28 protein-coding genes, 1 tRNA gene and 1 pseudogene are annotated in these 24,996 nt (G+C 64.0%); 15 read left to right on the forward strand and 15 right to left on the reverse strand.

Annotated elements, in window-relative coordinates; all coding sequences use genetic code 11:
* Positions 1 to 77: 77 nt before the first annotated feature.
* A complete protein-coding gene (gene efeU, locus CSW57_RS05790; RefSeq protein WP_099381796.1) occupies positions 78 to 971 on the reverse strand; it encodes an iron uptake transporter permease EfeU in 894 nt (297 codons plus the stop codon).
* Between the two features lie 352 nt (positions 972 to 1,323).
* Between efeU and CSW57_RS05795 the strand changes: the two genes are divergently transcribed.
* From CSW57_RS05795 to CSW57_RS05815, 5 genes are all read left to right on the forward strand, one after another.
* Complete coding sequence (locus tag CSW57_RS05795; RefSeq protein ID WP_099382096.1) at positions 1,324 to 2,013, forward strand: lytic transglycosylase domain-containing protein; 690 nt, start codon at positions 1,324 to 1,326, stop codon at positions 2,011 to 2,013.
* Positions 2,014 to 2,166: 153 nt separating this feature from the next.
* Positions 2,167 to 3,453 (forward strand): phosphopyruvate hydratase, encoded by a 1,287-nt coding sequence (gene eno / locus CSW57_RS05800; RefSeq protein ID WP_030170791.1) that lies wholly within the window; start codon positions 2,167 to 2,169, stop codon positions 3,451 to 3,453.
* A 107-nt stretch (positions 3,454 to 3,560) separates the two neighbouring features.
* Positions 3,561 to 4,067: an FtsB family cell division protein gene (locus tag CSW57_RS05805; RefSeq protein ID WP_223249056.1), complete on the forward strand. Its 507-nt coding sequence runs from the start codon at positions 3,561 to 3,563 to the stop codon at positions 4,065 to 4,067.
* On the forward strand, positions 4,067 to 4,618 hold the full coding sequence (locus CSW57_RS05810; RefSeq protein WP_099381797.1) for a DUF501 domain-containing protein: 552 nt from the start codon (positions 4,067 to 4,069) through the stop codon (positions 4,616 to 4,618). Before CSW57_RS05805 ends, CSW57_RS05810 begins: the two co-directional genes overlap by 1 nt.
* A complete protein-coding gene (locus CSW57_RS05815; RefSeq protein WP_099381798.1) occupies positions 4,615 to 5,568 on the forward strand; it encodes a Ppx/GppA phosphatase family protein in 954 nt (317 codons plus the stop codon). The genes CSW57_RS05810 and CSW57_RS05815 overlap by 4 nt, the downstream gene beginning before the upstream one ends.
* On the opposite strand, the gene CSW57_RS05820 is transcribed toward CSW57_RS05815, so the two are convergent.
* From CSW57_RS05820 to CSW57_RS05840, 5 genes are all read right to left on the reverse strand, one after another.
* Positions 5,558 to 6,052: a DUF4395 domain-containing protein gene (locus CSW57_RS05820; RefSeq protein ID WP_099381799.1), complete on the reverse strand. Its 495-nt coding sequence runs from the start codon at positions 6,050 to 6,052 to the stop codon at positions 5,558 to 5,560. The two genes, CSW57_RS05815 and CSW57_RS05820, sit on opposite strands and share 11 nt — an antisense overlap.
* A gap of 119 nt (positions 6,053 to 6,171) precedes the next feature.
* Positions 6,172 to 7,641, reverse strand: a complete 1,470-nt coding sequence (locus tag CSW57_RS05825) for an MFS transporter (protein WP_099381800.1) — start codon at positions 7,639 to 7,641, stop codon at positions 6,172 to 6,174.
* Positions 7,622 to 7,819, reverse strand: a complete 198-nt coding sequence (locus tag CSW57_RS05830; protein ID WP_023962967.1) for a hypothetical protein — start codon at positions 7,817 to 7,819, stop codon at positions 7,622 to 7,624. The genes CSW57_RS05825 and CSW57_RS05830 overlap by 20 nt, the downstream gene beginning before the upstream one ends.
* 51 nt (positions 7,820 to 7,870) lie before the next feature.
* Complete coding sequence (locus CSW57_RS05835) at positions 7,871 to 8,986, reverse strand: fatty acid desaturase family protein (protein ID WP_099381801.1); 1,116 nt, start codon at positions 8,984 to 8,986, stop codon at positions 7,871 to 7,873.
* 41 nt (positions 8,987 to 9,027) lie between these two features.
* A complete protein-coding gene (locus tag CSW57_RS05840) occupies positions 9,028 to 10,122 on the reverse strand; it encodes a ferredoxin reductase (protein ID WP_099381802.1) in 1,095 nt (364 codons plus the stop codon).
* 146 nt (positions 10,123 to 10,268) lie between these two features.
* On the opposite strand from CSW57_RS05840, the pseudogene CSW57_RS05845 reads away from it, so the two are divergent.
* Positions 10,269 to 11,003: pseudogene (locus tag CSW57_RS05845) on the forward strand (TetR family transcriptional regulator); the annotation flags it as partial.
* A gap of 264 nt (positions 11,004 to 11,267) precedes the next feature.
* The gene (locus tag CSW57_RS05850) at positions 11,268 to 11,966 is read left to right on the forward strand and encodes an SIMPL domain-containing protein (RefSeq protein WP_223249057.1); all 699 of its coding nucleotides are present in this window, start codon (positions 11,268 to 11,270) and stop codon (positions 11,964 to 11,966) included.
* Between the two features lie 18 nt (positions 11,967 to 11,984).
* On the opposite strand, the gene CSW57_RS05855 is transcribed toward CSW57_RS05850, so the two are convergent.
* The 5 genes from CSW57_RS05855 to CSW57_RS05875 form a co-directional block, all read right to left on the reverse strand.
* The gene (locus CSW57_RS05855; protein ID WP_099381805.1) at positions 11,985 to 13,394 is read right to left on the reverse strand and encodes a carotenoid oxygenase family protein; all 1,410 of its coding nucleotides are present in this window, start codon (positions 13,392 to 13,394) and stop codon (positions 11,985 to 11,987) included.
* Positions 13,391 to 13,699 (reverse strand): hypothetical protein, encoded by a 309-nt coding sequence (locus CSW57_RS05860; protein ID WP_099381806.1) that lies wholly within the window; start codon positions 13,697 to 13,699, stop codon positions 13,391 to 13,393. Before CSW57_RS05860 ends, CSW57_RS05855 begins: the two co-directional genes overlap by 4 nt.
* 129 nt (positions 13,700 to 13,828) lie before the next feature.
* The gene (locus CSW57_RS05865) at positions 13,829 to 14,251 is read right to left on the reverse strand and encodes an organic hydroperoxide resistance protein (RefSeq protein ID WP_099381807.1); all 423 of its coding nucleotides are present in this window, start codon (positions 14,249 to 14,251) and stop codon (positions 13,829 to 13,831) included.
* Positions 14,251 to 14,727 carry a MarR family winged helix-turn-helix transcriptional regulator gene (locus CSW57_RS05870; RefSeq protein WP_099382098.1) on the reverse strand — a complete coding sequence of 159 codons (477 nt, stop codon included), beginning with the start codon at positions 14,725 to 14,727 and terminating at the stop codon, positions 14,251 to 14,253. Before CSW57_RS05870 ends, CSW57_RS05865 begins: the two co-directional genes overlap by 1 nt.
* Before the next feature lie 45 nt (positions 14,728 to 14,772).
* The gene (locus CSW57_RS05875; RefSeq protein WP_099381808.1) at positions 14,773 to 15,291 is read right to left on the reverse strand and encodes a mycothiol transferase; all 519 of its coding nucleotides are present in this window, start codon (positions 15,289 to 15,291) and stop codon (positions 14,773 to 14,775) included.
* A 131-nt stretch (positions 15,292 to 15,422) separates the two neighbouring features.
* On the opposite strand from CSW57_RS05875, the gene CSW57_RS05880 reads away from it, so the two are divergent.
* Entirely contained in the window at positions 15,423 to 17,105 is a 1,683-nt protein-coding gene (locus CSW57_RS05880; RefSeq protein WP_099382099.1) for a DUF7800 domain-containing protein, read from the forward strand.
* A gap of 53 nt (positions 17,106 to 17,158) precedes the next feature.
* Positions 17,159 to 17,362, forward strand: coding sequence for a DUF2945 domain-containing protein (locus tag CSW57_RS05885; protein ID WP_099381809.1), 204 nt, complete (start codon positions 17,159 to 17,161; stop codon positions 17,360 to 17,362).
* Between the two features lie 162 nt (positions 17,363 to 17,524).
* Here the strand turns inward: CSW57_RS05885 and CSW57_RS05890 are convergent, their stop codons facing one another.
* From CSW57_RS05890 to CSW57_RS05900, 3 genes are all read right to left on the reverse strand, one after another.
* Positions 17,525 to 17,728, reverse strand: coding sequence for a cold-shock protein (locus CSW57_RS05890; RefSeq protein ID WP_020108824.1), 204 nt, complete (start codon positions 17,726 to 17,728; stop codon positions 17,525 to 17,527).
* A gap of 156 nt (positions 17,729 to 17,884) precedes the next feature.
* Positions 17,885 to 18,088 (reverse strand): DUF3072 domain-containing protein, encoded by a 204-nt coding sequence (locus CSW57_RS05895; protein ID WP_099381810.1) that lies wholly within the window; start codon positions 18,086 to 18,088, stop codon positions 17,885 to 17,887.
* Between the two features lie 77 nt (positions 18,089 to 18,165).
* Positions 18,166 to 18,645 (reverse strand): carboxymuconolactone decarboxylase family protein, encoded by a 480-nt coding sequence (locus tag CSW57_RS05900; RefSeq protein WP_099381811.1) that lies wholly within the window; start codon positions 18,643 to 18,645, stop codon positions 18,166 to 18,168.
* A gap of 340 nt (positions 18,646 to 18,985) precedes the next feature.
* On the opposite strand from CSW57_RS05900, the gene CSW57_RS05905 reads away from it, so the two are divergent.
* Genes CSW57_RS05905 through CSW57_RS05920 form a run of 4 tightly spaced genes read left to right on the forward strand, consistent with a single transcriptional unit; the run spans position 18,986 to position 22,654 of the window.
* A complete protein-coding gene (locus CSW57_RS05905) occupies positions 18,986 to 19,633 on the forward strand; it encodes an ABC transporter permease (RefSeq protein ID WP_023962993.1) in 648 nt (215 codons plus the stop codon).
* 47 nt (positions 19,634 to 19,680) lie between these two features.
* The gene (locus CSW57_RS05910) at positions 19,681 to 20,883 is read left to right on the forward strand and encodes an ABC transporter ATP-binding protein (protein WP_317615572.1); all 1,203 of its coding nucleotides are present in this window, start codon (positions 19,681 to 19,683) and stop codon (positions 20,881 to 20,883) included.
* On the forward strand, positions 20,880 to 21,650 hold the full coding sequence (locus tag CSW57_RS05915; protein ID WP_099381812.1) for an ABC transporter permease: 771 nt from the start codon (positions 20,880 to 20,882) through the stop codon (positions 21,648 to 21,650). Before CSW57_RS05910 ends, CSW57_RS05915 begins: the two co-directional genes overlap by 4 nt.
* Positions 21,647 to 22,654: a glycine betaine ABC transporter substrate-binding protein gene (locus CSW57_RS05920; RefSeq protein ID WP_099381813.1), complete on the forward strand. Its 1,008-nt coding sequence runs from the start codon at positions 21,647 to 21,649 to the stop codon at positions 22,652 to 22,654. The genes CSW57_RS05915 and CSW57_RS05920 overlap by 4 nt, the downstream gene beginning before the upstream one ends.
* A gap of 2 nt (positions 22,655 to 22,656) precedes the next feature.
* Here CSW57_RS05920 and CSW57_RS05925 read toward each other — a convergent pair.
* A tRNA-Leu gene (locus tag CSW57_RS05925) sits at positions 22,657 to 22,730 on the reverse strand.
* Between the two features lie 260 nt (positions 22,731 to 22,990).
* Between CSW57_RS05925 and CSW57_RS05930 the strand changes: the two genes are divergently transcribed.
* Together CSW57_RS05930 and CSW57_RS05935 are read left to right on the forward strand one after the other, a co-directional pair.
* A complete protein-coding gene (locus CSW57_RS05930; protein WP_084248573.1) occupies positions 22,991 to 23,662 on the forward strand; it encodes a TetR/AcrR family transcriptional regulator in 672 nt (223 codons plus the stop codon).
* 31 nt (positions 23,663 to 23,693) lie between these two features.
* Positions 23,694 to 24,872 carry an oxygenase MpaB family protein gene (locus tag CSW57_RS05935; RefSeq protein ID WP_099381814.1) on the forward strand — a complete coding sequence of 393 codons (1,179 nt, stop codon included), beginning with the start codon at positions 23,694 to 23,696 and terminating at the stop codon, positions 24,870 to 24,872.
* The last annotated feature ends 124 nt before the right edge of the window (positions 24,873 to 24,996 follow it).

A 24,996-nucleotide genomic window follows, 5' to 3' on the forward strand; every position in this document is an offset into this window, starting at 1 on the left:
GACGACTTTCGTGGCTCGGGTGGGATTCTTCAAGGGGGTGCTGCCTTTCTTGGGTGGCGCGAGGGGCCGGGCGTCGATCAGACGGTGGCCGAGGTGGGGGTCGGTGCGGGGGGAGTCGCGGCATTCTTGCGTCTTGTCGGCCACAGGAACGCGGTCATGACGATGACGAGGTAGGCCGCCCAGCCGACCACCTGGAGCACGGTGGGATCGGGCCGGAAGTTGAAGATGCCGGCCAGAACTGTGCCGTACCAGGACGTCTGGTCGTAGTGGTCGGTGATGTCGAAGGCGATGTTCGACAAACCCGGGATCCAGTTGACGGTCTGCAGTGCACGGATCGCGTAGGCGAGCATCCCGGCGGCCACGAACACCAGGAACGCGCCGGTATAGGTGAAGAACTTCTGGAAGTTGATCCGGACGGTGCCCTGATACAGGAGGACGGTCAGCGCCACCGCCCCGAGAACGCCGATGATCAGACCGATCAGTGGCCAGTTGCTTCCCGATGTGTTCTCCGCGTACCCGACCATCAGGAGGGCGGTCTCGACGCCCTCGCGACCGACGGCCAGGAACGACAGCAGGACAACGGCGCCGGCCCCTACTTCGAGGGCCCGGGTCATCGACTGCCTGAGTTCACCGGAGATCGACGCCGCGGCCTTCTTCATCCACAGCACCATGAACGTCACGATGACCACTGCGGCCAGTGACGTCACTCCTGCGATCGCTTCAGCGGTGAGTCCGGTAAGGGTGGAGGTGCCGTAGTGGATGGCCGCGAAGATGATCAGCACCATGGCGACCGCGGCGCCCACCCCGAGCCACACCCATTTCAGGGCGTCGCGGCGGTCGGACCTCACGAGGAACGCGACGAGGATCATCACGACGATCCCGGCTTCGAGGCCCTCACGCAGACCGATCAGCCCACTGCCGAACAGTTGTGTCCCCACCGATGGTGCCGAGCCGGTGTCAGCCAGGTTCACGGTGTGGGCTCCTCGTGCGTCAGATTAGGGTCGCGTTGCCTAATTCGGCGATCGTACAGCCAGATTGCAGGAACTCCGAGCGGCTCCCGACAGTTGGTTGGCTGGAAGCACACGTCCGCCACCTGCGAATACGGACATATCGGGCATAGTGGTCGGGTCGGTTGACCGGGGCACCGGCGATTCGTTGCCATGTCGCCGGAGATGTGTCGGGCACAGTGGGTGAGTGACCGGTGAGCGGTTGACGAGAACGGAAGTGAGGATCACGGTGGTGCCTTCGCGACGGCGACGACCCCAAACCGGTGTGCGGTCGACCGCCGGACGGACTGTGGCTGTCACGGCCATCGCCTCGGCGATGTTCCTGACCGCGGGCTGCCTCGATCTGCCGTCGAACTCGAAGGTCGCCATCCCGGAGGGCATACCGCCCAATCCGGGTGCGCCCGTTCCCTACATCGACATCAACACCCCCGGACGCACGGCAGAACTGCTGCGCGACTGGGCGACTCCCATCTCTGAACAGACCCGGATCCCGTTGGTGGCACTGGAGGCGTACGGCAATGCCGCGGAGATCCAGCGCCAGCAACACCCCGAGTGCGGCATCACCTGGACCACTCTCGCCGGGATCGCAGGGGTCGAGAGCAAACACGGGCGCTACCGCGGAGCCGACATCGCCGCGAACGGGGACGTGTCCCCGGAGATCCGTGGTGTTCCGCTCGACGGGACGCAGGGCAACGCGACGATCAACGACACCGACGGCGGCGTGCTCGACGGTGACGACCAGCTCGACCGTGCGATGGGACCTTTCCAGTTCATCCCCACCACGTGGGAACGCTTCGGGGTCGACGCCAACGGTGATGGGCGTGCCGACATGGACAACATCGACGACGCAGCGCTGTCTGCGGCGCGCTACCTGTGTGTGTCCGGCGGTGACATGACCACTCCCGAGGGTTGGGAGAACGCGGTCAAGGTCTACAACAACTCGATGCAGTACGTACTGGATGTGCGAGACCACGCGAACGCCTACTCGGTCAACGTCGCCTACTGATTCCCCGCCGTCTCGATTTCCCACCTTCCCGGTCGGTGAGTCAAGTCGGTATCGCGAGGGGTTGGGCACTAGTCTTTGTAGCGATACTCGCCGCACCCGCGATGGTGCGTGCGCTGAACGTGGAGTGACATCCCAACTCGAAGGAGATATGCCGTGGCCAGCATCGATCAGGTCGGAGCGCGCGAGATTCTCGACTCGCGGGGCAATCCCACAGTCGAGGTGGAGGTGGTACTGGACGACGGCACCTTCACTCGCGCTGCGGTGCCTTCCGGCGCATCGACCGGTGAGCACGAGGCAGTCGAGCTGCGCGACGGCGGCGATCGCTACGGCGGCAAGGGTGTCACCAAGGCGGTCGAGGCCGTCCTCGGGGAGATCGCTCCCGCTGTGATCGGCATCGAGGCAGACGATCAGCGTCTCGTCGACCAGGCGCTGCTGGACCTGGACGGCACACCGGACAAGTCGCGACTGGGCGCCAACGCGTTGCTCGGAGTGTCGCTTGCCGTGGCCAAGGGCGCCGCCGAGTCGGCCGGCCTGCCGCTGTTCCGCTACCTCGGCGGACCGAACGCACACATCCTCCCCGTACCGATGATGAACATCCTCAACGGCGGCGCACACGCCGACACGGGCGTCGATGTCCAAGAATTCATGGTCGCTCCTATCGGTGCAGCGACGTTCAAGGAGTCACTGCGCTGGGGCGCCGAGGTGTACCACTCCCTCAAGTCCGTGCTCAAGGCCAAGGGCCTTGCCACCGGGCTGGGCGACGAGGGCGGCTTCGCCCCCGACGTGGCCGGTACCCGCGCAGCTCTGGAGCTCATCAGTGAGGCCATCGGCAAGACCGGCCTCAAGCTCGGCACCGATGTGGCTCTGGCCCTGGACGTAGCGGCCACCGAGTTCCACACCGAGGGAACGGGTTACGCCTTCGAGGGCAAGACCCACACTGCTGCCGAGATGGCCGACTTCTATGCGGCACTGATCACCGAGTTCCCGATGGTCTCCATCGAGGACCCCCTGTCCGAGGATGACTGGGACGGCTGGGTTGCCCTCACCGAATCGATCGGCGACAAGATCCAGTTGGTCGGCGACGACCTCTTCGTCACCAACCCCGAGCGCCTCGAAGACGGCATCAACCGCGGTGCGGCCAACGCACTGCTGGTGAAGGTGAACCAGATCGGCACCCTGACCGAGACCCTCGACGCTGTCGCGCTGGCACACAACAACGGCTACAAGTCGATGATGAGCCACCGTTCCGGGGAGACCGAGGACACCACCATCGCCGATCTGGCAGTGGCGTGCAGCTGTGGCCAGATCAAGACCGGTGCTCCCGCCCGCAGCGAGCGCGTCGCGAAATACAACCAGCTGCTCCGCATCGAAGAAGGCCTCGGCGACGCGGCCCGGTACGCCGGTGACCTCGCCTTCCCGCGGTTCTCCTTCGAAGGCTGATCGGTACCGAACGGGTTGATGGATCGATGATGATGGCCGAGAGACGAAACCGGAGGCGAGGCGGCTCCGATGCGCCCCGCGGGAACCGGAGGCGGACCTCGGCCGACGTGAAGCACGGACCATCGCGCTCCGGGTCACGAGGTGCGCCCAGTCCTGGGCCCGCCCGTTCCCGGAGCGCGAATCGGCAATCCGCGGCATCGTCGACGGCGTTCCCTCGTACCGCGTCGGCACTCTCCTCGCGGTGGGAGAACATCAACCCGAAGCGGGCGGTGGTACTCGCGGCGGTTCTGAGTCTTCTGGCGCTGACCTTGGCGGTGCCCATGCGGACGTATTTCTCGCAGCAGACCGAGTTCGACGAACTCCGCGCCGGCAACGCTCAGCTGCAGGTGCAGGTGCAGGAGTACGAGGAAAAGGTGGCCGAGCAGAACGATCCGGCCTACATCGAAGCGCAGGCGCGCGAGCGTTTGCAGTTCGTGATGCCGGGGGAGAAGCCGCTGCTGATGCAGTACCCGGTTCCTCCCGAGAAGACAGAAGAAGAACGTGAAGCCGAGAGGGTGGCGGCCAACCCTTGGTACACGACCCTGTACAACTCGATCTCGGTTCCCGAGAAGTGATGGCGGAGTCCGAACAGGGGGCAGAAACGGGTTCGGCTGTCTCGCAAGAAGATCTGGACGCCGTTGCCGAGCAGCTCGGCCGGGTGCCGCGCGGGGTGCTGGAGATCAGCTACCGCACGCCCGACGGCCGGCCCGCCGTGGTGAAGACGGCTCCGCGACTGCCCGACGGCACGCCGTTCCCCACGTTGTACTACCTCACCGACCCGCGGCTCACAGCCGAGGCCAGCCGCCAGGAGTCGGCCGGGGTGATGCGTGACATGACCACGCGTCTCGCCGACGACCCGGCGTTGGCCGAGCACTACCGGCGAGCGCACGAGTCCTATCTCGCCGAGCGTGATGCCATCGAACCGCTCGGCACAGACTTCACCGGCGGCGGGATGCCGCAGCGCGTCAAATGTCTGCATGTCCTCATCGCGCACTCGCTCGCGAAGGGTCCGGGGGTGAACCCTCTCGGCGACGAGGCGGTCTCCCTTGCCGCAGACGCCGGCCTGCGAGGCACCGCGGTACCGGAGGATTGGCCGCGGACGCCGGCAGGGGACATCCCGAAATGACCCAGGTTGTCGCCGCGGTCGACTGCGGCACCAATTCCATCCGCCTGCTGGTGGCGCGCGGCGGCGACAGCGGTCTCGTGGACCTCTACCGCGAGATGCGTGTTGTCCGGCTGGGCCAAGGAGTCGACGCGACGGGCGCATTCGCCGCCGAAGCCATCGAGCGCACGCGGCAGGCTCTGGCCGAGTACGTGGATGTGATGAAGGCGCATGGCGTGAGCGCGGTGCGGATGGTCGCCACCTCGGCCACGCGCGACGCGGCGAACCGGGATGACTTCTTCGCGATGACCCGGGAACTGCTCGGCGAGGTGGTTCCGGGCGGTGTGGCAGAGGTGATCACGGGCGACGAGGAAGCCCGATTGTCGTTCGCGGGGGCTGTGGGCGATCTCGATCCGTCGCAGGGTCCGTTTGTTGTTGTCGACCTCGGTGGCGGTTCCACCGAGGTGGTCGTCGGCGACGAGCAGGGAGTGCACGCCGCGTACTCGGCAAACGTCGGTTGCGTGCGGTTGACCGAACGGTGCCTGCACAGCGACCCGCCCACGAAATCCGAGATCGACGAGGCGCAGAAGGTCATCAGAGATCTTCTGGCAGAGGCGTTCACGCACGTGTCGGTGGCCGATGCGCGCACGTTTGTCGGCGTCGCGGGCACCATGACCACCCTTGCCGCACTGGCTTCGGGTTTGTCCGAGTACGACCCGGAGATCATCCATCTGTCCCGAGTGCGCTTCGACGACCTCGCCCGTGTCTGCTGGGATCTGGTCGGGATGCCGCGCGCCGAGCGGGCCGCTCTGGGGCCGATGCACGAGGGGCGGGTGGACGTCATCGGTGGCGGGTCACTGGTGACGTTGGAACTGGCCCGGGTGATCGCCGAACAGAGCCCGATCCGGGAGATGGTCGTCTCCGAGCACGACATCCTCGACGGAATCGCGTTGTCGCTCCTCGCTAAGAGCTGACCTGTTCACCGGCGGGGTGCCGGAGCGAGATGTTGTTGCACGCCTCGCAGACACTCTCGGGGATGACGCCATGGCGTTGCAGGAAGCCGAAAATGGTGCATCCGAGGCAGAATCCGAGCGCTGATTCGAGCAGAGCTGCGACGATGAGAATGCCGGTGACGATCTGTGCGGCAAGCCCGAGTCCGAGGAGCGAGAGGATCAGTGCCGCGCCGCTGACGACAAGCCCGATGGTCTGGGCGAATCGTTTGGGTGGCCCGGGCACCAGCTTCGTCCTCTTGATCAGATACGGCACGATCACCCGCACGGACAACTGACCGAACGGCGACAGAGTCGGGCCGGACGCGACACGTAGGGCGAACCCGATCGCCAACAGCGCGTAGACGACGGGGTTGTTCACCGCGACGGCGATGACGGCCAGGACCACGACCAGCCCAGCGGTGGATCGGGCAGCGTAGTCGTTGACCGGGTTGGGAAAAGTCAGCACAGAGAACAGGCTACGGACCGGTCACCCGATCGCCCACCATTGAACTCAGCCTGCCCGAAACCCGGAAGTGGTGGGTTCTGGCGAGCGTGACCTGGTCGAACGCCCGCCCGAACCCACCATCATCGGGCTTCGGCGGCGAGTCGGGCTTCCTCGAGCTCGGCGATACGCTCCTGCTCTTCGGCATGCTTGCGCACCGCACCCAACCCGGGCAGCAGGAAGCTCGCTGCGGCACACAATGCGTAGCCGCAGATGGGAACCCAGGCAGCAATCGACAACGCGTGCAACAACTCTGGCTGTGAGTAGCGTCCCGCCTCCCCGAAGAACAGCACGCCGGTGACGGCGACGCCGACTGCGCCGCCGATCTGCGCGAACGTGTTGAGGGTGCCGGACGCGGCTCCCGAGTCCTCCACGTCGACAGTCGACAGCGCGATGTCGAGCAGAGGAACCAGCATGATGGTCAGGCCCAGTCCGGCCAGACCCATCGGGATGACCGTGTCCCAGCTCGAGAAGCTCTCGTCGGCGGACCGTATCGTGACGATGGTCCAGGCGGTTCCCGAGCTCATCATCAGCCCCCCGATCAGCGGAAGGTTCCGGCCGAGACGGGTGGTCAGCGCGGCTGCGACACCGGCGGCCAACACCGCCCCGATGCTGAAGGGCAGTGTCATCGCGCCGGCGGCGATGGCCTCGAATCCGAGACCGACCTGGACGTAGAGGGCAAGGATCAGGAAGAACGAGGTGATCGACCCCTGGAAGAGGAACTGGATGGCCGATCCGCCCACGAACCCGCGGTTGCCGAACAGGCGGAGGGGAATCAGCGCGTCGGTGACCGTCCGCCGCTTCTGCTGGAAGACGAATGCGGTCAGCACCACGGGCGACAACGCCATCAGAACGAATGACCAGGCGGGCCAACCGAGCTGGCGACCCTCGACGAGCGGGTAGACGAGCAGTAGCACGCCGCCCACCGCCAGCACCACACCGACGATGTCGAGGTCGCGGACTTCCTCGGATTTGGTGTTGGGGACCAGGAAGAACCCGGCGATCGCGATGACGATGCCGATCGGCAGGTTGATGAAGAAGATGGAGCGCCACTCGCCGCCAAGGGGGTTGTTGGTGACCAGCCAGCCGCCGAGGACCGGCCCGATCACCGCCGCCATGGCGGTGATGGTTCCCAGGATGGCGAAGATCGGTGCCCGCTCTTTGGGGCGGTACAACGCCTGCACGCTGGCGAGCACCTGCGGAACCATCAGTCCGGCGAAGAATCCCTGCAGTACACGCGAGGCAACCAGGATGCTGCCGGTCTGGGCGGTGGACGCCAGGACAGATGCGAGGGTGAATCCGATGATCCCGATGAGGAAAATTCGTTGGCGGCCGTAACGATCGCCGAGCCGGCCGGCCGTGATCAAGACACCCGCGAAGGCCAGGACATACCCACCGACCAGCCACTCGATCTGGGCGGGGCTTGCGTTGAGGTCTGCCCGGATGGACGGAATGGCGACATTGACGATCGTGACGTCCATCAGATCCATGAACATCGCGAAGGTCAATATCGCCATCGCGAGATTGCGGCGTTTATACGTCGGGTTTGTCATCCCGAGCTTTCTTCGCCGCTTCCCGCATCTCGATACCGTCGGAGATCAGGTCGCCGATCTCCCGTGTGACATCGATGACCGCCCCGGTGATGATCGAGGCGATCCGTCCCACCCGGTGGGCGGTCGACTCGATCATCTCCTGGGCTGTGTCTTTGTTTCGCTCGAATCGCGAGACCATGGGACCCTTCCGTGTCTGCGCTGACAGCGGCCCAGCCCCTGGTGACGGGTGCTAAGCGGCGACTTTGGACTCGACCTTAACACTGAACTGCGCGTCATCTGCCACCAGGAAATTGGGGAGGGACAGACGCGCGATCTTGCGCCATGTCGAGCCGATCTGGTGGCTGAAACTGCCGGTGTTGTAAGGCAATCCGTATCGTTCGCACAGCTCCTTGACCTCGCCTGCGATCTGCGGGTACCGGTTGGCCGGGATGTCCGGGAACAGGTGGTGCTCGATCTGGTGCGAGAGATTACCGCTCATGATGTGGAACAAGGGTGTGCCGGTGATGTTGGCCGACCCGAGCATCTGCCGCAGGTACCACTGGCCGCGGGTCTCGTTCTCGGTCTCTTCCTGGGTGAAAGTCTGTACGCCCGAGGGGAAGTGACCGCAGAAGATGATCGAGAAGGTCCACAGGTTGCGGATGAGGTTGGCGCTGACGTTGCCGATCAACGTGGTGACGAAGAACGGTCCGGTGAGCGCCGGGTAGACCACGTAGTCCTTGAGGACCTGGCGGCGGGCTTTGCGCCACATCCCCTTGGCCAGACCCTTGATGTCCGTCCACTTGCGCTTGCCCTGGACGATGTTCTCCACCTCGAGGTCGTGCAGCATCACGCCCCACTCGAACAGCACCATCAGGGCGCTGGCCCAGATCAGGTTGCCCAGGTAGTAGGGGTTCCAGTTCTGGTCGCGGTCCATGCGCAAGATGCCGTAGCCGATGTCCCGGTCCTGGCCGACGATGTTGGTGAACGTGTGGTGCATGTAGTTGTGGCTGTGGCGCCACTGGTCGGCGGGACAGACCGTGTCCCACTCGAACTCGCGCGAGTTCAGGCTCTGCTCGCGCATCCAGTCGTACTGGCCGTGCATCACGTTGTGGCCGATTTCCATGTTGTCGAGGATCTTCGACACGCTGAGTGCGCCCACTCCGGCAAGCCAGGCCGGCGGGATGAACGGGAAGTACATGAGTGCGCGGCCGGCGACCTCGAGGGTGCGCTGAGCTTTGATGATCGAGTAGATGTATTCGCGGTCGGCTTCGCCGAGATCGGCGACGACTCGTGCTTTGAGAGCGTCGAGCTCGCGACCGAGCTCGTCGACCTGATCGTCCGTGAGAACCAGTTGAGTACTTGTCATGAGAACTCCTGAAGGTGGTGGGTGGGCGGGGGAGGCGGGCGTCAGATGTCGATGACGCAGTCGCCGACCGGCGCGCTGATGCAGAGCTGGATGTGCTTGTCGGTTTCGCTGTCGGTCTCACCGGTGAGGATGTTCTTCGTCAGCCCGGACTTCTTGACCGCACTGCAGGAGAAGCAGATCCCCATCCGGCAGCCGAACTCGGGCGACAGACCGGTGTTCTCCGCCTGTTCGAGAATCGACGAGCCGTCGTTGTCGGTTTCCTTGCCACTTCCGGCGAATTGCAGACGACCGTGCGCAGGGGCGCCGTCGTCGGCTGCCGGGGTCACCAGCACGAACTGCTCGGTGTGCAGCCGATCCTCGGCGCCACCGGCACCGAGGTGATCGGTGACGGACTCGTGCAGAGCCGGAGGTCCACAGAGGAACACTTCCGTAGATGCGAGGTCGACATCGGCGAGGTGCTCGGCGCAGAAGTACGTGCGCGCCGAACCTTCGACCGACTGCTCGTCACCGGGTCGGGTGAAGTGGGTGGTGATCGTCCAGTCGGGGCGGGCAGTGGCGATGGAGGCCAGCGCGTCGGCGTACGGATGGTCCTGCGGACTACGCGCATAGTGGATGAATGTGACGTCGCCCTGGTGCTTTTCGTCAACGAGTGTTCTCAACATTGAGAGCACGGGTGTAATGCCGCTCCCGCCGCTGATGAACAGCATCGAATCAGGACGATCCGAGGGCATCGTGAACGTCCCCGTCGCCGGCTGGAGCCCGAGGACCTGGCCCACCTGCGCGTGGTCGCGCAGGTGCTTGGAGACGAAGCCGTCGTCGTGGGCAGTCAGGGTCAGTTCGATGACATCCTGGCGTTTTGCGCTATTGGCGGGCGAGTAGCAACGGCTGTGCCGAACACCGTTGATCACGGTGCTGAGCTGCACGAACTGCCCCGCTTCAAAGCCCGTCCACTGCCGGGTCGGCCTGAGGGTGAGGGTTACCGATCGCGGCGAGTGGCGATCGACCCGTAGTACTTCGGCCCGAAGATCACTCCAGGTGATACGAGGGTCGAACAGTTCGAGATAGCGGTCCACAGGGTGGGGCGTCAGGGCTACTTCGAGCACCGAGCCGAGAATTCCGGAGAGTGACTTCGGCATCCGCACTTCCTTCCGTTCAGTGAACAACTGTACACAAACAGTGTCGCATCACAGGGGTCTGTGAAGTCAAGGGTTCTCGGTGTAACCGCCATCACCTTGTGAAGGTCTTTCGCAGCGTGGGCCGGACGCGGTAACCGAATCGGCCGGTGCACGGACGTACACTGACCTGCGTGTCGCGGAGTTCGAAACACCACAGTTCGAGTAGCCGAAGTGCTGCACGTCGTGACTCGGCCTCCACCGATCGCATTGCCGACGCGACACGGACGCGTGCCGAACAAAAGAGCCGCACTCGACAGGCGCTTCTCGATCAGACACTGGAGTTGGTGGGCGAACGCAGCTTCTCGTCGATCAGCCTGCGCGAGGTCACAAAACGCGCGGGCATCGTTCCGACAGCGTTCTATCGCCACTTCGCGTCGATGGAAGAGGTCGGTGTCACGCTCGTCGAAGACGCCATGCGGACCTTGCGCAGGATGTTGCGTCAAGGACGTCGTGACCTCGCAGCGCGTGCAGCGGTGCCGACGGCGAAGGAGTCGCTGGCGGTGCTGGTCCGCCAGGCGCACGCAAACGAAGCACAGTTCCGATTTCTGGTCCGCGAACAATACGGCGGTATCAGCGAGGTCCGCCGCGCCATCGACACCGAGCTCAAGTTGTTCTCGCGCGAGCTCGCCATCGATCTCTCGCGCATCCCGGAGCTGTCCGACTGGCCCGCCGACGATCTCGAGCTCGCCGGCGACCTGATCGTGACAGTGATGCTGCACGCGGTTGCCGAATTGGTCGAACTCGATCGCCGCAACACCCAAGAAGAGGCCGACCTCATCGAGCGGACCGAGAAGCAGATTGTGATGATCTTCTTGGGGATGGGGAGTTGGCGCCCCGCGGAGACGGAGCGGAGCGGAGCTCGACCGGAGACGGAGACGGAGCGGAGCGGAGCTCGACCGGAGACGGAGCGGAGCGAAGCTCGACCGTTAGAAAAGACGGAAACAGAAACGGAGCGGAGCGGGTAGGTCGATCGGCTCACCTTTTGTTCGTTCCGCCTCGTCGACGGCGATCCTCGATACTGTCAGCGCATGGCTGTCCACTCGTCTCGACCAACTTCCCGCCGGCGTATGCGATCAGGCCGTTCAATAGCGCGAGTTGCCTGTGCCATGACCAGCTCCGCTCTGGTGCTCGCGGTCGCTGTGGGTTGCGGCAGCGACGAACCGTCCGACCCCGGGAACCAGAGGTCGGTGACGGTTGTCGGCAACGGCGAGGTGAAAGGCGCTCCGGATACCCTGCGTGCCGATCTCGGGGTGGAGGCAACCGGCGACGATGTGTCCGGTGCCATCAACGCGGCCAACGCCAGCATTCAGGCACTGACCGACGCGGTGGTCAACGCCGGTGTACCGCGGGAGGACGTGCAGACCCAGCAGGTCACCCTCACCCCGGACTACTCGACCCCCTCTCCAGGCGGCTCCAGTGCGATCACGGGCTACCGGGCCACCAACTCACTTCGAGTCGAGATCCATGATCTGGCAAGAGCTTCCGATGTGCTGACGGCCGCGGTCAATGCCGGGGGTGATGCCACCAGGATCAGCAACGTGTCGTTTGTGATCGACGACGATTCAGAGCTCGTGACCAACGCCAGAGAGCAGGCGTTCAACGACGCGCGAGAACGCGCTCAACAGTACGCAGGGCTGTCCGGAGACGAGCTGGGCAAGGTGTTGACCATCGACGAAACCACAAGTGGCCAAGAGGTTTCGGCGTCCGATCAGATGCGGTCGGCGATGGTCGACACTGCAGTGCCGCTGGAACCCGGACAGCAGACAGTCAGCTTCACCGTCACAGTGAAGTGGCAACTGAAGTAGCCGGTACCCCTGCGTGCCTCATCTCGGCGGGCCCGGAACCCAGCATCCGTGCAGGCCCGCGGGCACTCGGATGGGAAGGTCGATGGTGCAGAGCGGCCCGGTCTCCGGACTGTCTTCGGGGAAGATGTAGAAGGCAGACGTCATCGTTTCGATGTCGGTACCGATGGTCCCCCAGTAGTTGTTGCTGTCGCCGGACATGAATATCGGTTCACCGACGCTGACCGATCCGGAGTCCCAGAACGTCTGGCCACCCGACGTCAGGTTGTCGAAGAACACGGTGTTGATGCCGTCGGCCGCACCGGGCAGCTGTCCGGCGGTGGCAATGGCACCGTGTGGTCGGGTCAACAAACGGTCGTCGACCCTGGGGAACTCGACATCGGAATCGCTCAAGATGGTGTGCGAGCACCGCCCCTTCGCCGGATCGAGCACCGTGCGCGTGATGTTGCCGACGGATGGATCATCCGTGATGTGAAGGGCTTCCGGCTGATTCCACCAGACGTAGTCGATGACCACCTCTCCGGTGGGGGTGTCGTAGGCGTTCGCGAAATGCCACACCCAGAATGCCTCTGCTTCAATCCATCTCACCGCTGAACCGTCCCGGGGGACAAGCGCTATCCGGGTGCCGAGTTCGGGCTGCCATTCCAGTGGCGACCCTCCGGTGGCGAATGCCCCGAAGATGTCGAACTTCAGCGGACAGACGAAGATGACGGCGTACTTCTCGGTCAGCGCCATGTCGTGAATCATCATCGGTGCGTTCACGCCGTCGATGGCCGTGGGCGGACGGGTACATGTGCCGTCTGCGGACACCACCGACCAGGTGAGGTAGGGGGCTTCGAACGCGTAGTTGAAGAGAACCATCTCGCCGTTGGACGGATCGATCTTCGGATGCGCCGTGCTCCCGACGAGCATTGCGCCATCACATGTCTCGCGGCCAATGGTGCTGAGATCGGCAGGGTCAAGTGCGTACGGCGGCGCGGTCTCGGCCATGGCCAGCAACCGTCCCCCGTGTTTGACGACGTTGATGTCCGGGAGGTCGCGTCCTGTGTTCGCCATGTCCGGACCGAGCTCGTCGGCGGTGGGGGAATAGGGGTCGAACAGCCCAGACCAGAGGGCGCGGCCGGCCTTCTCCTCGGCGATGACCGCCGGGGTTCGGACAAAGCGGTTCCGGTATCCCGCCGTGGTGCCGTCGAAGTCGACCTGATGAACCATCGCGTCGCCGTCAAGCGGGTAGGTGTAACTCCCGATCGGATCGAAACGAGGGTTGGGCCCGTTGCGGAGATAGCTCCCCACCAGGTCCGGTGGGAGCTCACCGGTGATGGGGAGACCGGTGACGTCGACTTCTTTGCGCTGCGGGGCAAACACTCCCGACAGGTATGGGTGATTCGCCCTGTCGACCACGGCGGGCCGGGGAACGTGGGACGAGGTCATTGCGTCGGCCGCTGGGTGCTGTCACGGGCGGCGGCGAGACCGGCGAGTAGTGCGTCGACCTTCTCGCGATTGGTCACCGGTGTCATCAACCCTACAAAGGGAGGGCGGTCGAACGTCAACGTGACCTGAATGAGCTGTTCTCGGTCTCCGCCGAACAGCTTCTTGCGGCGATCGATTTCTTTCACCTCTGCGGAGACGAACGACGCCGCGGGAAGCCTGGTCTTGGACGTGCCTCCGCGGAGTTTCTCGAACCATTCGCCGTCGAGCACAACGGTTTCGTTGGACAGGCCATGAATCTCGATCATCGGTCGCCTTCCTGCAGCCCGGTCGATGGACGCAGAACCGATGAATGAACACCAAGACGGCCGCGCCGCGTGAATTGTAATACGCGGGCACGGCCGTTCGGGGGTTATCGATTGAGCAACGGACACACTTCAGTCGTCGGTGACAACCAGCTTCACGTCGATGTTTCCGCGGGTGGCGTTGGAGTAGGGGCACACTTCGTGAGCCTTCTCGGTCAGTTTCTGTGCGGTGTCGTGGTCGACGTTCGGCAGGGTCACCTCTAGTTCGACGGCGAGCCCGAAGCCGCCGTTGTCGAGGCTGCCGATGGAGACCCGTGCGCCCACGGCCGAGTCGGACACATCCGCCTTCTCCTGGCCGGCCACCAACCGCAGGGCGGAGTGGAAGCATGCGGCGTATCCGGCTGCGAAGAGCTGCTCGGGGTTGGTGCCGACGCCGTTGCCACCCATTTCCTTGGGGATCGAGAGTTCGAGGTCCACTTTGCCGTCCGAGGTGCGGGCGCGGCCGTCGCGACCTTCTCCGGTGGCGAGTGCCTCTGCGGTGTAAATAGCTTTCATCACAATGCCTTTCGTTGTCGGTTCTTCTCATTGCCGGCTCGAGCGGCGCCGGCCTGTCGTAACGCGGCGGTCAGCAACTGTGCCGCGTCACGCAAGTTCGTCAGTTCGAGCTCTGTCAGATCGGTTGCCGCGAAGAGATTTTCAGGTATGCACTCTGCGCGGCGTTCGAGGTCGCGGCCCTTGTCGGTCAACGTGATCTCGACCGATCGCTCATCGGCGGGTGTCCGTTGACGCACCAGGAGGCCGGCGGACTCGAGGCGTTTGAGCAACGGGGACAGGGTTCCCGAATCCAGCTGAAGCCGTTCACCGAGCCGTCGGACCGTGATGGGTTCGTCCTCCCACAGAACCAGGAGAACCAGGTATTGCGGATAGGTCAGACCGAGTTCGTCGAGAATCGGCCGATAGGCGGCCGTTGTTGCCCGCGACGCCGAATACAGCGCGAAGCAGAGTTGCTGATCTAGCCGAAGTGCGGACATGCCGAAATGGTAGACCACAATTCAGTTGTACACAACCAAATAACGTCAGGAAGTGGTCGAAGCCCGGTCGAACAGTCCGGCGATATACGCGGCCTGCCCGGCGTGCTGCAGGTCATCTGAGATGACGCTGATGAGACGCACCGCGAGCGTGACCGGCGGATCCCAGTGATCGTCCACGATCCGGTCGAGATCGTCGGAGCCGATGGTCTGCAGATACGACAGCGTGCTCGCATGCACTGCATCGTGATATCCCAGAAGGTCTTGTGAGCTCGCGGCGACCTGCCCGACCTCGTCTGATGTCTGTCCGTAACCGATGGCGCCGGTGTCAAAGGGCAGTGCGAACCGCGCCTCCCACCCGTCGCCGGTCCACACCTGTTCGGTCCCGGCAACTTCGGCGACGTGGTCGTCCTGCACCCGGGTCAGGTGCCAGATCAACCAGGCGATCGAGTTCGCCTCCGGATCGGGCCGATAGGTGAGGGCTGACTCCGGCAGATCCTGGAGGGTCTCGTGGACAATCTCCTTGATCCGGTTGAACGCGTCGGTCAGGAGTGCAGATTCGTTCACGGTGTTCCTTCCGTCATGTTCTGATGGGCGCACTCCACATCTACCCCGCGAAACGTCTTCATGGGCACCCGGTGTGAGCGCGTGACCTCAGAAATGGTGCACATCGGACCAATCGGTGGAACCGTGTGTATGTGAGCAATGAAATACCGACCCTCGTTCTCGGACCCATCCTTCGCTACGTGGACAACACGCGGGCCACCATCTGGGTGGAGACCGATCGCGAGTGCACCGTGGAGGTTCGGACTTCGACCGGTCAGAGCGGTGCCGAGAACACGTGGTCCGTCCACGAGCACCACTTCGCCATCGTGCAGTTGGTCGATCTGCCCTCCGGCACTGTTGTCGACTATTCCGTGACGTTGCGATCATCTGCGGATCCGATGGTCGAGGCCGCGCCCACGGTGGCCGCCGGCGGCACATTGCGGACCGCGGCCGAGGACGATGCCCTGACGGTTGCGTTCGGCTCGTGCCGGCGCGGCGACACATACGACGAGGACCGGCTCAAGGCGATCGGGGCCGACGGGCTCGCCGGTCTGGCCGCACGGGTGAAGGACCAAGACGCCGAGCAGTGGCCGCAGTTGCTTCTGCTGCTCGGGGACCAGGTGTACGCCGACGACCCGTCCCCCGAGATCAAAGAGCGCCTGCGCGAACGTCGCGAGACCCAAAAGGATCCAGAACTGGGCGAGGAAGTGCTCGAAGAGATCTGCGACTTCGAGGAGTACACCTGGCTGTATCGGGAGTCGTGGGGCGCCGAGCAGGTCACCGGGTTGATGGCCACCATCCCGAGCTGCATGATCCTGGACGATCACGATCTGCGCGACGACTGGAACTCGTCGCTCGATTGGCGAAAAGACATCGAGCAGAAGCCGTGGTGGCACCGACGGGTGGTCGGGGCATTCTCGTCCTACTGGATCTACCAGCACCTCGGCAATCTCTCCCCGGACGAGCTGCAGAACGACGAGCTGTACCTGGCCGTGCGCGGGGCGGCCACGGCCGAAGAACGTGAAAAGCTGCTGTCCGACTTCTCGCTCCGCGCCGACAGCGAGCCGACATCGGCGCGTTGGAGTTATGTCCGCGACCTCGGGAACACCCGGATCATCATGATCGATTCGCGCTGCTCACGTGACTTGACCCCCGAACGCCGTGCGATGCTCGACGAGGCCGAGTGGAAGTGGTTGCGCGAGCAGGCTCTTGGGACCGATGCACGCCACATCGTCTTCGGGACGTCACTGCCCTACCTGATGTTGCCTGCGCTCCACCACCTCGAGCAATGGAATGAAGCCGTCGCGCAGGGCGCGTGGGGTAAACGCTGGGGCAAGGTGGGGGAGAAGCTGCGGCTCGCTCTGGACCTCGAGCACTGGGCCGCCTTCGGCAAGTCGTTCGAAGACATGGTCGGCCTGGTCGAGGAGATCGTCGATCGTCCCAACCCGCCCGCCAGCGCCTTGTGGTTGTCCGGCGACGTGCACTGTTCCTATGTCGCCGAGGCCGAGCTGACCCGTACCGCGACCGACTCGACCGTGCTCTACCAACTGACGATGTCGCCGTTCCGGAATCCCCTTGACCTGCCCATTCGCGTGGTGAACCGTCTCGCGATCCGGAAGCCGATGGTCCGGTTCCTGCGATTCCTCGCCCACCGGGCCGGGCTGGAGGACCATCCGATCACCTGGCAGGCCGAGGCGGGGCCCTGGTTCGACAACGGCGTGATGTCGCTGCGGCTCGAAGGTGACTCCGCATCTGTGCGGGTCGACCACGCACAGACCGGCCCGGGAGGGTCGCAGAAGCTGGTGCAAACCCACCAGATGCAGCTCACAACCTGACCGGTCGGCCGGACGGCGTTGTCGTCCGGCCGACGATCGCTACCCTCGGATACATGAGCATCAGTAAGAACGACTCAGTGTCATGGAATACCCCGCAAGGCGAGACTGAAGGGAAAGCCGTCGAGAAGAGAATTAAACCTTTTACTTTTTCAGGTCAGAAATTCAATGCAAGTGATGACGAACCCTATTGGATAGTCGAGTCCGCAAAGAGTGGTTCGAAGGCCGCGCATAAAGAATCGTCATTGAAGAAGAAGTGACGTACCCATGTTCGCTCGCGGTCAAACATCCATGAGGGAGTGCCGACGGCGAAACGCCTTGCCGGAGAGGTCTGCTCGGCTGAGCTCAGCGGCAATGGAGACAAAAAAGTGGGTGACCGGCGAATTCTCGCTGGTCACCCACTCTTTGGAAGTCTGGCGATCTCAGATCGCGGTTACTCCGGTGGCCTGCGGGCCTTTAGCGCCCTGGCCGATCTCGAACTCGACTCGCTGATTCTCTTCGAGGGTGCGGAAGCCGCCGCCCTGGATCTCAGAGTAATGAACGAAGACGTCATCCGAGCCGCCGTCGGGGGCGATGAAGCCGAAGCCTTTTTCGCCGTTGAACCATTTCACAGTTCCCTGTGCCATATTAAAGTACTTCTCTCTTTTTTCCTGCAGAACGCATGAACACGCCCCTGCACATAGTGTTGCACGGATTGGGCGAAAGCGATAGCGCAGGGGCGAAAAATGTTCGCGCGTCGTCGCTGGAGCACCGCGCGGGGCTGATGAACACGGTATTCGTGCCTATTGGCCGCGGCCGGTCTCGCTCTGCAGCTTGTCGATCATCTCCGAGGCCTGGGCCTTGTTCAGGTCGCCCGGGACCTCTTCGCCGGCTTCCTGGGCCAGGGTTTCGAGGTAGCTCTGTTGCGGTCCGGTGGCCGGCTCATCGCCGGTGACCCAGTCGGAGGGGTCCTTTTCGGGATTCTGCTGGATGTTTGATTCGCTCATGTGTTCGACGGTACCTGTCGACCGCGGATCGGGCCACCGACGATTCGAGATCGGGCGCGGTGAATCGCAGTGGTCGGTCAGTGGTTGGGCAACACACAGACCGTGTCGATGCCGAGCACGCGGTTGAGGCGACCGAAGGCGAGCCATGAGCCGAGACACATGCTCAGCTCGACTATCTCGGCCTGGCTGTAGGCGGCGGTCATCCTCTTCCAGAAGTCGTCGTCGAGTCCGTGGTGGTCGAGGGCGTATCGCTCGGCATACTCCGCGGCCAGCTGCGTACGGGTATCGAACGCGTCGGTGGTGCGCCACTCGGTCACTGCCTGGTCGAACGAGTCCTCGACCTTCGTCCCGTCCCGTTCGGTGCGCCAGTCCTGGCAGAACGCACATCCGTTGATCTGCGCAATCCGTAGTCGGGCGGCTTCGAACTCGCGGAGTCCCAGGGTGCTGTCGGAGTACACCTTCATCGCAAAGGTGGACGCTGCGACTCCGATGCCGGGCACCATCTCACCCCATACGTAGGTGATCGGGTCTTTGTCCGGGGGTACGTCGATGATCATGACGGCGCCGTCCTTGCGGTTCGTGTCGACCGCGGCGTCTACCGCGTCGTCCGCAGTCCAGAATAAGGAACACGTTTCAGTTTCCGGCCCGATCGACGCAGCCGGTGTGCTGAAGGTGTTTCACTCATCGTGATTTGAAGGCTTGCTCCGCCGCACCGGGTGGCCGCCACGTGCAGGTTTGCCGCAGCGGCAGGGGACGCTGTGAGCCCTTTTTCCGAGAAGCGATGTTTGGCGCGGTCGTGGTCGGACAACATAATGACGAACACGTCGCGGCGGCTCCACGCCGAGACGGCGGCGATGTCGCTTGTTGGCCGAACGACCGAGGGAAGCGGGGCATCGCTTGGACGCGTTGTGGGACTACATCACGTCGCACCAATCGCAGTTGGTCTTCGACTCGTATCAACACGTCAGTGCGGTCATGCAGAGCGTTGTCATTGCGACGGTCATCGGCGTGGTGATCGGATTGCTCACCTACCGCAACGACATCGCTTCCAACCTCGCCACGTCCATCTCCAGCGCCGTGTTGACCGTGCCCTCGTTCGCGCTGTTGGGCCTGCTCATCCCGCTGGTCGGGCTGGGTGTCATCCCGAGTATCACCGCGCTGGTGCTGTATTCGCTGCTGCCCATCATCCGCAACACCATCGTCGGCATGAACAACATCGAGCCTGCGCTCATCGATGCGGCACGGGGCATTGGTATGGGTCGGCTGATCACCCTCGTACGGGTTGAACTCCCGTTGGTCTGGCCGGCGATCCTCGCGGGTATGCGGCTGAGCACGCAGATGGCGATGGGTGTCCTGGCGATCGCGGCGTATGTGAAGGGACCGGGGCTGGGGAACCTGATCTTCGCAGGCCTCGCCCGAGTCGGTAGCCCGACCGCGGTTCCGATGGCGCTGAGCGGCACCTTGCTGATCGTCATACTCGCCCTCGTTCTCGACGCTCTCTACGTACTCCTCGGACGACTCACAACGTCGAAAGGCATCCGGTGACAGAACATCCAGCGGCCGCACCACAGTCCGCCACGGCTTCCAAGGCCCTGCGTACCGAGAACCCGACCGGCGTGCAGATCACGCTCGACCATGTCTCCAAGACCTACCCGGGATCCAAGACACCTGCGGTGGACGATGTGTCGCTGCACATCCCGGCCGGTGACGTCGTGGTGTTCGTGGGCCCGTCGGGATGCGGCAAGACCACCACGATGCGGATGATCAACCGGCTCAGTGAGCCCACGTCGGGGAAGATCACGATCGGCGACAAGGATGCGTTGTCGATCAAGCCCACCGAGTTACGACGTTCGATCGGCTACTCGATCCAGCAGGCCGGCCTCTTCCCGCACATGACGATCCGGCAGAACATCGGGCTCGTTCCAGGACTGCTCAAGTGGGACAAGAAGCGCATCGCCGATCGTGTCGACGAGTTGCTCGACCTGGTCGGACTCGATCCGGCCCAGTACGCGAGCCGGTACCCGCGGCAATTGTCCGGCGGCCAGCAGCAGCGGGTCGGCGTCGCGCGGGCGCTCGCGGCAGACCCGCCCGTCCTCCTCATGGACGAGCCCTTCGGCGCAGTCGACCCGATCACCCGCAGTTCGCTGCAGGACGAACTGCTGCGTCTGCAAAGCGAATTGGGTAAGACGATCGTCTTCGTGACCCACGACTTCAGCGAGGCGGTCAAACTGGGCGACCGCATCGCGGTGCTCGGTCAGCAGTCGAAGATCCTGCAGTACGACACCCCGCAGGCGATCTTGGCCAATCCCGCCGACGACACGGTCGCCGGTTTTGTGGGAACCGGGGCTTCGTTGCGGCAGCTTGGCCTTGTCCGGGTCAAGGACATCGACCTCGAGACCCGGCCGACCGCGCGCGTCGGGGAAGCCGTCGACACGCTGCGATCCGAACTCGCAGCGAGTGAACATGATTGGGCTGTCATTCTCGACAGCCGCGAGCGGCCGGTGAGCTGGGTGCGACAGAACCGTCTCCAGCAGGCCCGCACCGTCGAAGAGTTCGCCGAACCGCTCAACGAGTGGATCAGCGTCCAGGCCACCTTGCAGGACGCACTCGAGGCGATGCTCGCCGAGGATCACGCCTCGGCGGTGGTCACCGGAGCAGGCAATCGATACCAGGGGGTGGTGACCCTCGAAACGCTCATCACGACCATCACCAACCTCCGCAAGTCGCCGGCTGATGGCGCGCACACCGATTCGGATGCCCCAGGCGCCGCGGGCTCGTCGGACGCCGCGCGATGACCACTGCCGTCGAGGCGCCGGCGCCCTCCATCAGCGTGGCGGACAAGCTCCGCCTGATCATCCAACCCATCCTTGTGGTCATCGTCGCGGCCGCCGTCATCTTCTGGGCGTTCAGCCGTGACCTGACGGCCACGCAGAAGGTGAACATCAGCGCAGGCAACGTGGCGACACTGGTGTGGCAGCACCTGCTGATCACCATCACCGTGACGCTCATCGTGGTCCTGGTGGGAGTTCCGCTCGGGATCGTGGTCACCCGCGGGCGGGCGCGGCTATTACGTCCGCCGTTCATCGGTGTGGCGAACATCGGGCAGGCGGCTCCGGCAGTCGGTCTGCTTGTGCTGCTCTTCCTGTGGACAGGTGAGACGGGCTTCTGGATCGGGGTACTGCCGATCGCGGTGTACTCGTTGCTCCCGGTGTTCAGCAGCACGATCCTCGGCATCGACCAGGTGAACAAGTCGCTCATCGACGCGGGTCAGGGGCAGGGTATGTCCCCGTCGTCGATCCTCTTCCGGGTGGAACTGCCGCTGGCGGTGCCGTACATCCTCGCAGGGCTGCGGACGTCACTGGTGCTGGCCGTCGGAACCGCGACACTCTGTTTCCTCGTCAATGCCGGTGGGCTCGGAGTGCTGATCGACACCGGATACAAACTCCGCGACAACGTCACCCTGATCCTCGGCAGTGTCCTTGCGGTCTGTCTGGCGCTCCTCGTGGACTGGCTCGGCGCCTTGGCCGAGCACTACCTCGGACCGAAAGGGGTGCGCGGATGACCACAACGCCTCGCTCGGCGCGTGGGTTTCGCCGTCTCTTTCCGTCGATCGTTTTTTCGCTCGTCTGCGCGGTGGTCCTGGGGGGTTGCGGCCTGTCGTCGGGCGGCGCGGTCCCGCTGAAGGTGGGCCCGGGTTCGATCACGGAGAACGAGGGCCTCAAGGGCGTCAAGATCACCGTGGGATCGAAGGAGTACACCGAGCAGGTCATCCTGGGATACATCCTCGAGTTCACCCTCGTGGCAGCAGGCGCCGACGTGCGGGACATGACTGGCATCGTGGGGTCACGCAGCACGCGCGACGCGCAGTTGGCGGGTCAGGTCGACGTGGCGTACGAGTTCACCGGTAATGCATGGATCAACTACCTCGGGCACGAAAAGCCCATCGCCGATACACGTGAGCAGTTCGAGGCCGTTCGGGACGAGGACCTCGCGGCCAACGACATGATCTGGCTCGAACCCGGGCCGATGGACGACACCTACGCGCTGGCCGCCAGCAAGAAGGTCATCGACGAGACCGGTGTGACGACGCTGTCCGACTACGCCGAGCTCGTCAAACGCGATCCGGCCGCCGCGGCGACGTGTGTCGACACCGAGTTCCGCGCCCGTCAGGACGGCTTCCCCGGCATGGCCGCAGCCTACGGTTTCGACCCGGCTCAGGCTCAGACGCCGATTCTGCAGGTGGGCATCATCTACCAGGCGACGTCGACGGGCAGCCAGTGCAAGTTCGGTGAGGTGTTCACCACGGACGGTCGTATCGCCGGTCTGGGCCTGGTTGTTCTCACCGACGACAAGCAGTTCTTCCCGCACTACAACCCGTCGGTGACGATGAAGGAGAGCTTCTTCGAGAAGCATCCCGAGATCGCGCCGGTCACCGCTCCGGTCACCGCGGCACTCACCAACGAGGTGATCACCGATCTGAACAAGCAGGTCGATGTCGATGGCCGGGATCCGAGCATCGTCGCGCGCGACTGGATGGTGTCCAAGGGGTTCATCACCAAGGAATAGGGTGCCCCCAGTCGGATTCGAACCGACACTTGACGGATTTTAAGTCCGGTGCCTCTGCCGATTGGGCTATGGGGGCGTTCCCGGACGCAGGATCCCGGGCGAGACCAGAATCTCACGGGAGCTCACGGCCGTCGCGGGGCCCCCGGCAGAGTCAGGTCGGAAGCCGGTCTGACGCTGCCGACCGATCGACGGCCCACGAGCTGACCTCGGAAACAAGCTGATTCGAGCTGGACAAGTGGACGGTGACGGCCGGCTCACTGCTGTAGACATGTGACGAATCGCCGTAATTGACCTCGGGCAACTATGTGAGGCAAGGAAAGTGGCAAACTGGACGACATGTCTGACGGATCCACTCGACGCAGTCGCGGCCGACCGCCTGGCCCCGGTGTTGATCCTGGGGCACGGCGCGAAGAATTGCTTGATGCCGCTGAGGCGGAAATCATCGAAAACGGGGTCGATTTTGGTCTCGCCGGTGTCGCGAAACGAGCTGGCCTGACCCGCTCGGCCGTATATGCCGCGTTCGCCGACCGCAGCGACCTCCTGGCCGCGCTCGCGCAGAGACACACCCAAAACCTCGTCTTAGAGGTCGGGACCATGGTCAACACCCTGCACGACCCCAAGGAACAAACGCGGTCGGTGATCGACATCCTCGCCCGGTGGATGGAGGACAACAGCAAGCTCGCAGCTGTTCTTGCACCACGTATGCAGGTCGGCGTCGGTTCGGCCGAGGTCACCGGATTCATCGAGCAGGTCCTGGACATAGCCCTGGCGCAGCTCGGGGCCGACACCCGGGCGTCCGGGCCCTGGGCGCGCGCCCTGGTCGGAGCCATCTGGACCGCCGTGGACTGGTGGAGCAAGACGCCCACGATGGATCGTGCCGAACTCGTCGACCACATCACCGAGCTGATCTGGGCAGGCTTTGCCGGTGTGGGCGGCGAACGGGTGCGACTGCCCGAGGTCGAGCTGCCGGTCGAGACCGATGAAGCCGGAGAAGTAGTAAAGGGTTGACCTCGAGCGCCTGTTGAATACACCATGATTCATGGGTGCATCGGAGATCACAGGCGCAGCGAATTGGGACGTCGTCCGCGAACGCCATCCCGACCTCGTCGATCGGCTCGAGGCCGGGTTGCATATGGGTGACCCGCTTGCCCAAGCCGCCATCGAGGAGATGTTTGCGCTCGACGGATACGGCTGGCGAGACATCCTGCAGATCCTCGACGACCTGCCTGGACGGATCGATGCCGCACCGCCTCGACTGCGGGGGCTGCTTGATGCCGCATCGACGCCGCCGCCGTGGTTCGATGCGGCCGTCGCTCAAGCGGGTGGTCGAGCCTGGTGGAAGTTCGGAACCCTCCAGTCCAGCACTCTCTATCAGTCGTTGATCTACGGCTATCAGGCGCGCGGATTCGTCCGGCCACTCGCGGCCACCGGCCGGTTCGAGGAACACACGTACGACCGTGTGCTGGGTACCGGTCGCTGGATCGCGCTGGCGACAGCACCGGGTCAGATGCTGCCCGGTAATGCAGGTTGGGCGCAGACGCTCCGGATCCGCCTGGTCCACGCGATGGTCCGACACCATCTGATCACCGAAGGTGGCTGGGATGTGACCGAGTGGGGCGTCCCGATCAGCCAGACGTACAGCGCCCTGACCATCGGTGGGGGGTTCTTGGCGTTGCCGATGAAGGTGGCACGAGACCTCGGCATCCAGTACTCGGCAGCCGAGCACGAAGCGATCGCGCATCTGTGGCGCTGGATCGGCTGGGTCATCGGGGTGGACGAGCAATTACTTCCCGACAACTTCGGCGCCGCCAACGAATTGTTCGATGTGGGAGCACAATTCGACCTCGAACCAGACGAGGCGTCGAAGACCTTGACCCGGGCATTGCTGCGGCAGGGCTACCGGATCGACATCCCGCTGATGCCGGGTCCGTTGGCCACGATGATGAACTCGGTGCTGCGGCCCATGTTGTCCGTGTCGTTTTCTTCGATCTCGACGCGCTGGATGGACAAGCCCTCCGCCGGAAAGATGGGCCTTCGTCGCACGCCGTTGCATCACCTCGTCGATGTGGCGAGGCCGGCGGTTCGCGCCCGCGAGGTGGCACGGGTGATCGGGCTGCTCGGCGACGAGGATCGGGTGGTCCGGCGTGAGATGCGGGTTGTCATGTGGGGCCTGGGCATGGACGCTCGACAGATCGCCCACGTGGAATCGGTCGCGTAGTGCCCGTGCTCTGGTCGGCTATGGGTTGCCGCCGTGTTTCCGATCATTAGCGCTGGTAAAAGGCATTGACCTCGCTAAGATAGTGCTGATAACTTAACGGCGATCACTTGAGAATGACTCGAAA

The organism is Williamsia muralis (assembly GCF_002735905.1).
Taxonomy (GTDB): Bacteria; Actinomycetota; Actinomycetes; order Mycobacteriales; family Mycobacteriaceae; genus Williamsia; species Williamsia muralis_A.